The sequence below is a fragment of the Sphingomonas sp. genome (assembly GCF_035490575.1).
Taxonomy (GTDB): domain Bacteria; phylum Pseudomonadota; class Alphaproteobacteria; order Sphingomonadales; family Sphingomonadaceae; genus Sphingomonas.
This window is the reverse complement of record NZ_DATJLI010000115.1, coordinates 1-8,246: the sequence shown is the minus strand read 5'-3', so window position 1 is coordinate 8,246 and position 8,246 is coordinate 1. Positions and strand designations below refer to the sequence as shown.

Here is an 8,246-nt window from a genome sequence, read left to right as displayed (position 1 = left end):
CGTCCTGTGGCAGCGGCCACGGGCGCGGCCGGCGCCGATTGCGCCAGCACCTTGTCCGACGGCACTACCGCCATCGTCCAGTCGCGCTCCGGCCTAAGATATTTTGCCGCCAGCGCCTGAAGCTCGGCAGGCGCCATGCGGCCCAGATCCTGTGGCAACGTCGCAATCCCCGCCAGCCTTTTGGGATCGCGCGTGCCGCCGCCCGTCTGCATCATCCAGAACGTGTTGCCGCTCGACATGCGGATCCAGTTCTGTGCGACGGGCAATTGCGCGCGACGCAGTTCGTCCTCGGCCACCGGCGTCGTCACCAGATCGGCGGCGATCTCGCGCGCGAGCTGGAAGAAGAAGTCGGTTTTGTCGGGCGGCACCTGCCCGATCGCCACCAGCCGCCCGCCACCGGGCATTCCTACTGGCCAGTCGTTGATGACATTGGGGGTATAGCTGACCCCCGCCTGGCTACGCAGCCGGTCGAACAGCCGGTCGCGGAACACCGCCGCCAGCACTTCCAGCCGCCGGCTTTCCGAGATTGCGTCGCTGCCGCCCGCGGTCGGCCACACGATCACGGCGGCGGCCTGATTCGGCTGGCCTTCATGCGTTCGCACAACCGGCTTGTCGTTATGGGCGGGAAAACCGGGCGCTGGTCCCGACAGCGCGGCTGCCGGGCGCGGCTTCATCGCGCCGAACGACGCGGCGACCGCCTGGACCACGGCATCGGCCTGCACGTCGCCATAAACCTGCACCTCGATCGGGCCGCTGGCGAGGATCGGTTCCCAGAACGCGCGGAACGCCGCAGCATCCAGCGCCTCGACCGCTTCGCGCGGGGGCACGCCCCAGCGCGCATCGCCCGCGTGCATCAGCTTTTCGAGGTCACGGCCGATCACGCCGTCGGGCGAACTGTCGAACGTGTCATAGCCCGCCAGCATCACAGCGCGCGCGCGCGCCACCGGATTGGGGTCCCAGCCGGGCGCGGCGAGCTTGGCGGCGATCAGCTTCAACTGGTCGGCCAGATCGGCGGGCGTGGTCAGCGCGCCGAACATGAAGGCGTCGTCGTCGGTGGCAAAATCGATGCTGATCTGGCGCCCGCTGGTCAGCCGGTCGATTTCCTCCTGCCCGAACTTGCCGATACCCGACGGCACCAGCGCCAGATCCCCCGCCCAGACCGGCGTCACCCGGTCGGCGGGCAGCCCGCGCAGGCCCGCGCCAAAGCGGACGCGGACATAGACCTTGCTGGTCTCCGATTCGTTGGGAAACACCAGCAACTTGACACCATTGGCAAAGTCGGCCTGCTCGATACCGGGATCGACGACGACGGTTTCGCGCGACACCACCTTGCCGGGCGAACCCAGTCGGGGCAGGTCGCCGAAATCAATGTCCTTGGCCTTGGCGCGCGCCGTCGCCAGCCTCGACACATCCTCGTCCAGCACGGCCGCCAGCCGGGCCTGCGTGCCCGCATCGGGCGCGCGCGAATTGACGATGGCGCGGCGTTCGCCCTCGAATATCTTCTTGGTCGCCGCCAGCACGCGCGCGGGCGTGAAGAACTTCTTCTCGACGGCGCCGCGAAAGATGCCGAGCGAGCCTTCGGCGGAGGCGGCGGTTTCGCGGATATCGACTGCCTGCACGATTTCTTCGGCCTGGATCGCACCCGCCTCGACCTGGCTAGTGTCGACGGCGTTCTTCATCGCGGCGTCGATCTCGGCCACTTCCCGGTCGATCTCGCGCTGAGTGGGCGGATTGAGCATGGCATCGGCGATGGTGGCACGCACGTCGCGCACCGCGGTTTCCCAATCGTCGCCCACCGGCACGATCGTCACGGCGGTCAGATTGGCCGAACGCGCCACGTCCTGAAGATCGGCATTGGCGGTGATGAAACTGCCGCCGCCGCGCGCCCGCGATTCGAGGCGGCGATTGATGATCCGCACGGCGATCTGGTCGATCATCCGTTCCTGATTGAACAGCACGGTATCGGCGGTGATGCTCCAGGGCCGAAGGATCGCCATGCTGACGACCGGCGGCAGCGACGCCTCGACCGTGACCGCGCTGGCGGGCGCGTCGGCCTGCGGCTTGCCGAAATCGGGCGTCGGGGTTGCCGGTTCCTGCACCGCCCAGGCGCTGAAATGCCGTTGCACCATCGCCTCGAGCACAGCGGGATCGACGTCACCGGCGATGACGATGGTGGTGCGCTCGGGCCGATACCAGCGGCGGTGGAACGCCGCCACGGCATCGGCGGTCGCGGCGTTCAGCGTCTCGACCGTGCCGATCGGCGAGCGTTCGGCCAGCGGCTGCCCGGCGAAGAACAGGCTGCGCGTCGCATCGGCCACGCGCATCTGGGGGCTTAGCCGCTCGCGCTGTTCGGCCAGCACGACGGGGCGTTCGGCCGTCAGCGCCGCCGGGGTCAGGGCCGGTTCGGCGATCATGCCCGACAGCACTTTCATGCTTTCGTCCAGCCCCTGCGGCGTCGCGGCGGGCAGGTCGAGCTTGTAGACCGTCTGCGTAAAGGTGGTGCTGGCGTTCGAATCCGAACCAAAGGTGACGCCCAGCCGCTGCCACAGCCGCTTGGATTCGCCGTCGGGCACGTAACGCGACCCGCGAAAGCTCAGATGTTCGATCAGATGGGCAAAGCCACGCTCGTCGTCGCGCTCCATCAGCGAACCCGCATCGATCCGCACCCGGATGGCCACCTGCCCCGGCGGCACGCCGTTGCGGCGCACGGCATAGCGCACGCCGTTGGACAGCGTGCCGAAACGCCACGCCGGGTCGGGCGTTATGTCGCTGCCCTTGTAGAGCCATGGTTCGTCGGCGGTCTGGACCGGACCCGATTCCATGACCGGAATGACGGTGGGCGCAACCGAACGCGGCGGCGGTGCCGCCTGTTGCGGACTGGCGGGCGGGGGCGCCGGGGTCTGGCGACCGCTGGCGGGGAAAGCAGCGGCCAGCGCGACCGCGCCGATCGCCAACAGGCGCGAACGGAAAAGGGGGTTCATCGCATAACGCTAGCGCCCTTTACCGCGCCCCGCCAGCCATGCGCTGCCGCAATCGGGGCCGCCGCTGCCATGTTTTGGACCCGAATCGCCCCTAGCCGCAACCAGTTACCGGGCCAGCGGTGCCCGTCTCGCTCAGCCAACGACCCGGTGTTTCGTGCTCAACCTGCCCCGCTCGACCCCACCTGCCTCCGACCGCACGGCACCGGTGCCGCCGTCTCCGCGGCGCGGCGCCGCCACCCGCGTCGCGCGGCGCCTGTGTCCGCTGTCCGACCGGCTGATCGGCGGTTCGTCGCTGGTGCCCAACCAGCCGCTGCTCGACATGCGCGGTTTTCCCTGGACCGGGGCCTTGCGCCACGAATGGACGGCCATTCGCGACGAAGCCCGGGCCGTCGTGCGCGATGGCAGCGGGGCAGAGGCGTTCTGCCTGCATGGCTGCGGGTATCCGGTGGTGGACAATCTGGCGCGCTGTCCGCGCACCGCAGCGGCATTGGCCGGGGTGCCGGGCCTCAAGACCGCGTTCTTCGCCACGCTGGCGCCCGGCGCGCATGTTCCGCCGCATCGCGGCGTGACCAAGGGGCTGATTACCTGTCATCTGGCGCTGGTCGTCCCGCGCGATGGCGACGCCCGGATGCGGGTCGGCGACCGCATCGTCCGCTGGGCCGAGGGGGAGACGCTGGTGTTCGACGATACTTACGATCACGAAGCCTGGAACGATGCCGCCGACCCCGGCATCATCCTGTCGATCCAGTTCGAACGGCCGCTGGCGCAACCGGGCAAATGGCTGGCCGATCTGCTCATGGGGCTGGTGCGGCGATCGCCACGGGTGCGCCATGCCCGCGCCGAACCGCGCCGCTGGGCCGCCGCGATCGGCCGGATGCATATCTGAACGCCGCCGCGCGCCCTTGATCCCCCGCTCTTGATCCCCCGCTCTTGATCCGACGCCCCGTCGCGGCCACATGGCAACCATGCTGATCGAAACCGAAACAACGCCCAATCCTGCGACCATGAAGTTCCTGCCCGGACGCGCGGTGATGACCGCCGGCACGCGCGATTTCGCGACCCCGGAGGAAGCCGAAGCGTCGCCGCTGGCGGAGGCGCTGTTCAACCTGGGCGATGTGACCGGCGTGTTCTTTGGCCGCGACTTCATCAGCGTGACCGCCGCGCCGGGCGTCGACTGGCCCGGACTGAAACCCGATGTGCTGGGCATCCTGCTCGATCATTTCTCGGCCGACATGCCGCTGTTCAAGGCCGGCAGCGCCGCGGGCATCTCGGTGCCGTCCGACACGCCGGAATTCGCCGAAAACCCCGAGGATGCCGATATCGTCGCGCAGATCCGCGAACTGATCGACACGCGCGTGCGCCCGGCGGTCGCCAACGACGGTGGCGACATCGTTTATCGCGGCTTTGATGAGGGCAAGGTCTATCTGCAGATGCAGGGTGCGTGTTCGGGCTGCCCGTCCTCGACCGCGACGCTCAAGCAGGGGATCGAGCAGCTGCTGAAATATTACGTTCCCGAAGTGACCGAGGTTCGCGCCGTCTGACCGGCATCACGTAAAAACAGGGGATCAATATGGGCCAGCCGATCGATGCCGCCGCGCTCGACACCATTTTCCGCGCCGCGCGCACCTATAACGGCTACCTCGACAAGCCTGTAACGCAAGCGGACGTGCGCGCCATCTATGACCTCATCAAGATGGGACCGACCTCGGCCAACCAGCAGCCCGCGCGCTTTGTCTGGCTGCTCGACGACGCGGGACGCGAGAAACTGGCGGCGTGCGCGAGCGACACCAATGCCGACAAGATCCGCAAGGCGCCCGCCGCCGTCGTGATCGGCATGGACGAGGATTTTCACGAGCAGTTGCCTTGGCTGTTCCCGCACACCGATGCGAAAAGCTGGTTCACCGGCAGCGAAGCGGCCCGACGCGAAAGCGCGTTCCGCAATTCGACGTTGCAAGGCGCCTATTTCATTATCGCCGCGCGGGCGCTGGGCTGGGATACGGGGCCGATGTCGGGCTTTAACGCCAACAAGGTCAACGCCGCCTTCTTCGCCGACGAGCCCAAGGTGAAGGTCAATTTCATCTCGACGCTGGGCAAGGGCGACGCGGACACGATCTTTGATCGCAGCCCGCGCCCTGAGTTCGAGACCTTCAACCGCATCGGCTGATCCTTTGCGAACCCTGGTCATCGAAACGGCGACCGCTGCCTGTTCGGTCGCGCTGCTGGACGGCGGCCAGATTGTGGATGCACGCCACGAAGTCGTGGGCCGCGGTCATGCCGAGCGCCTGTTGCCGATGATTGCCGAGCTGGCGGCCGGCGGGCGCGCCGATGCGATCCGCGTCGATTGCGGGCCGGGCAGTTTCACCGGCATCCGGGTCGGGCTGGCCGCCGCGCGCGGCCTTGGGCTGGGATGGAGTGTGCCGGTCACGGGATTCAGCGTGCTGCCGCTGGTCGCGGCGCGTGCCTTTGCCGACCGGATCGACGCCGGCGCCCTTGCGGTCGTCATGGAAGGGGGGCACGGTGAAGTCTTCGTGCAACGCTTCGACCGCCCGCTTCGCCCGCACGGCACCTTTGCGTCGCTGACGCCCGATGCAGCGCTGGCGATGCTGCCCAGCGACCTGCTGATCGTCGGCGACGGCGTCCGCCATCTGGACCGGCAGGGCCGATCGATCGAACAGCGCCATCCCCGCGCCGCCGATATCGTGCTGTTGCCGGGCGATGTGGCGGCGTTGGCGCCCACGCCGATCTATGGTCGCGCGCCGGATGCCAAATTGCCGGGGGCGCGTTGAGCACGATGGTTCGTGCGGTGACGCTGCGCCCCGGCGGCGCCGCCGAACTCAAACTCGTCGCGGTCATGATGGCCGATGCATTCGACCCCGATTTCGGCGAGGCCTGGACCACGGCGCAGTGTCTGGGCGTGCTGACGCTCCCCGGCGTCTGGCTGACGTTGGCGGAGGTTGATGGCGAACCCGCGGGCTTCGCCCTGGCGCGTGCCACCGTGGACGAAGCGGAACTGCTGCTGCTTGGCGTGCGGCCCGCGTTCCGTCGCCGCGGGGTGGGCGCGGGCCTATTACGCGGCGTCGTGCGCGATGCACGTGACCGCAATGCACGTATTCTGCATCTTGAGGTGCGGGCGGGAAATGACGCGGCGGCGCTGTATCGCGGCGAAGGTTTTGAAAAGATCGGGATTCGCAGGAATTATTATCGTGGCGCGTCCGGCAATGTATTCGATGCCCATACCTACAGTCTGGTTATTTCCACAGGTTAGGAACTTTGCCCTTTCGACTTGAAATGCAGGGACAATGCGACGATAGGGCAGGCTGGACGCAGCGCCTTGTCGAGCGCACTCCGGGTCGAAAGGATAAAATCATGAATAATCAGAATGAGCTTCAGGAAACGCTGGTCACATTGACCGCGGATATCGTCGCGGCGCATGTCAGCAACAACAGTGTTGCGGTGTCGGATCTTCCGCTGCTCATCCAGAATGTGCACGGCGCGCTTGTGGGCCTTGGTGGCGCCACGCCTGAACCGGAAGTCAAGCAGGAACCCGCCGTATCCATTCGCGCGTCGATCAAGCCGGACTACATCGTCTGTCTTGAAGACGGCAAGAAGCTCAAAATGCTCAAGCGCCACCTGATGACCCATTATCAGATGACGCCCGAACAATATCGCGCCAAGTGGAACCTGCCCGCCGACTATCCGATGGTCGCGCCCAATTATGCCGAACAGCGCCGCAGCCTGGCCAAGAAGATCGGCCTGGGCACAAAGCGCGGCAAGCGCTGAACACCGACCCCGCATCGGGCGCGTCCGCCGCGCTCGATGCGGGCCTTCCCACGCGGTGAAAGTGCGATTACATCGGCGCCATGCCTCGCAAGATCGACCTTGAAGCGCTGTGCCACGAAAAGGGCCTGCGGATTACCGAACAGCGGCGTGTCATCGCCCGTGTCCTGTCCGAAGCGGAAGACCATCCCGACGTTGAAAAGGTCTATGCGCGCGCATCGGCGATCGATCCCGGCATCTCGATCGCGACCGTTTACCGCACGGTGCGCCTGTTCGAGGAGGCGGGCATCCTCGACCGCCATGATTTCGGCGACGGCCGCGCGCGTTACGAACCCGCGCCAGAGGCACATCACGACCATCTGATCGATGTCGAGACGGGCAAGGTGATCGAGTTCGTCGATCCCGAACTGGAGCTGCTGCAAAAGCAGATTGCGGAACGGCTGGGCTTTCGCCTGGTCGACCACCGCATGGAACTCTACGGCGTCGCGCTCGACCGCAAGCCGTGAGCGACCGCGCCGACCACGCGCATGAACGCCGGATGCGCGCGGCGGCGGGACAACCTTCACCGTTGAACGCCGCCCAGCGGCTGCGGCTTTCGGTTCGCGTCGCGATGATGGTGCTGGCGGCGCTGGTTGCGGTGCCGCTGCATTATCTGTTTCGGTTGCTGCGCCTGTCGTCGCCTTGGCCGCGCCTGTTCCTGGGCACTGTCGGGCGGATCGCGGGTGCGCGCGTCACGCGGATCGGCACGCCGCTCAAGCGCGATGTGTTCTATGTCGCCAATCATGTAAGCTGGATCGACATCCTTGCCATTGCGGGCACCAGCGGCTCGGCCTTTGTCGCCAAGGCCGAACTGGAACGCGCACCGCTGGTGGGCTGGCTGGCCGGGCTGAACCGCACCGTCTATGTCTCGCGTGAGCAGCGGATGAAAGTCGCTGACCAGATCAATCAGCTTCGCGAGGCATTCGCCGATAACTGGTCGGTGACGGTTTTCCCGGAGGGAACGACCACCGACGGCCAGTCGCTGCTGCCGTTCAAGTCGCCGCTGCTGGCAGTGCTCGACCCCCCGCCGCCGGGCGTGCTCGTTCAGCCGGTGTTGCTGATCTATGACGCGCGCGGGCGTGACCTGGCGTGGATCGGGGATGAGGGCGGGCGCGACAATGCCGTGCGGGTGCTCGCCCGCGCGGGCAGCTTTGCCGTGCGATGCGTGTTCCTCGACCCGTTCCACCCGCGCGACTATCCGGGCCGCAAGGCCATCGCCGCCGAAGCGCGCCGCCGCATCGAGGAGGCGTTCCGCGTTCGCACCGGCGGCCCGCTGGAACCATTCATCGGCCATGACTGGTGGGCGGACCGTCGCCCGGCGGCGTGACGCGGGCGGGCACCAACGCTATAGGCGCGGCGATGAAGACCAATCCCAAAACCTTTCACGTCAAGTCGTTCGGCTGTCAGATGAATGTCTATGACGGCGAGCGCATGGGCGAATTGATGGCC

General features: G+C 67.0%; 9 protein-coding genes. 8 read left to right on the top strand and 1 reads right to left on the bottom strand.

Features of this window, described 5'->3' with window-relative positions:
* The coding region (locus VL973_RS08765; RefSeq protein WP_325283640.1) for a M16 family metallopeptidase at positions 1–2,981 on the bottom strand (2,981 nt) is incomplete at its 3' end.
* Positions 2,982–3,135: 154 nt separating this feature from the next.
* Between VL973_RS08765 and VL973_RS08760 the strand changes: the two genes are divergently transcribed.
* The 8 genes from VL973_RS08760 (at position 3,136) to VL973_RS08725 (ending at position 8,124) form a co-directional block, all read left to right on the top strand.
* Complete coding sequence (locus VL973_RS08760; protein WP_325283639.1) at positions 3,136–3,867, top strand: aspartyl/asparaginyl beta-hydroxylase domain-containing protein; 732 nt, start codon at positions 3,136–3,138, stop codon at positions 3,865–3,867.
* A gap of 79 nt (positions 3,868–3,946) precedes the next feature.
* Positions 3,947–4,522 carry a NifU family protein gene (locus VL973_RS08755; protein WP_325283643.1) on the top strand — a complete coding sequence of 192 codons (576 nt, stop codon included), beginning with the start codon at positions 3,947–3,949 and terminating at the stop codon, positions 4,520–4,522.
* 29 nt (positions 4,523–4,551) lie between these two features.
* The gene (locus VL973_RS08750) at positions 4,552–5,145 is read left to right on the top strand and encodes a malonic semialdehyde reductase (protein WP_325283638.1); all 594 of its coding nucleotides are present in this window, start codon (positions 4,552–4,554) and stop codon (positions 5,143–5,145) included.
* Between the two features lie 4 nt (positions 5,146–5,149).
* A complete protein-coding gene (tsaB, locus tag VL973_RS08745) occupies positions 5,150–5,767 on the top strand; it encodes a tRNA (adenosine(37)-N6)-threonylcarbamoyltransferase complex dimerization subunit type 1 TsaB (RefSeq protein ID WP_325283637.1) in 618 nt (205 codons plus the stop codon).
* A 5-nt stretch (positions 5,768–5,772) separates the two neighbouring features.
* Entirely contained in the window at positions 5,773–6,246 is a 474-nt protein-coding gene (locus VL973_RS08740) for a GNAT family N-acetyltransferase (RefSeq protein WP_325283642.1), read from the top strand.
* A 101-nt stretch (positions 6,247–6,347) separates the two neighbouring features.
* Entirely contained in the window at positions 6,348–6,761 is a 414-nt protein-coding gene (locus tag VL973_RS08735; RefSeq protein WP_325283636.1) for a Ros/MucR family transcriptional regulator, read from the top strand.
* 80 nt (positions 6,762–6,841) lie between these two features.
* Positions 6,842–7,264 (top strand): Fur family transcriptional regulator, encoded by a 423-nt coding sequence (locus VL973_RS08730; RefSeq protein WP_325283635.1) that lies wholly within the window; start codon positions 6,842–6,844, stop codon positions 7,262–7,264.
* Between the two features lie 32 nt (positions 7,265–7,296).
* Positions 7,297–8,124, top strand: coding sequence for a lysophospholipid acyltransferase family protein (locus tag VL973_RS08725; RefSeq protein ID WP_325283641.1), 828 nt, complete (start codon positions 7,297–7,299; stop codon positions 8,122–8,124).
* The last annotated feature ends 122 nt before the right edge of the window (positions 8,125–8,246 follow it).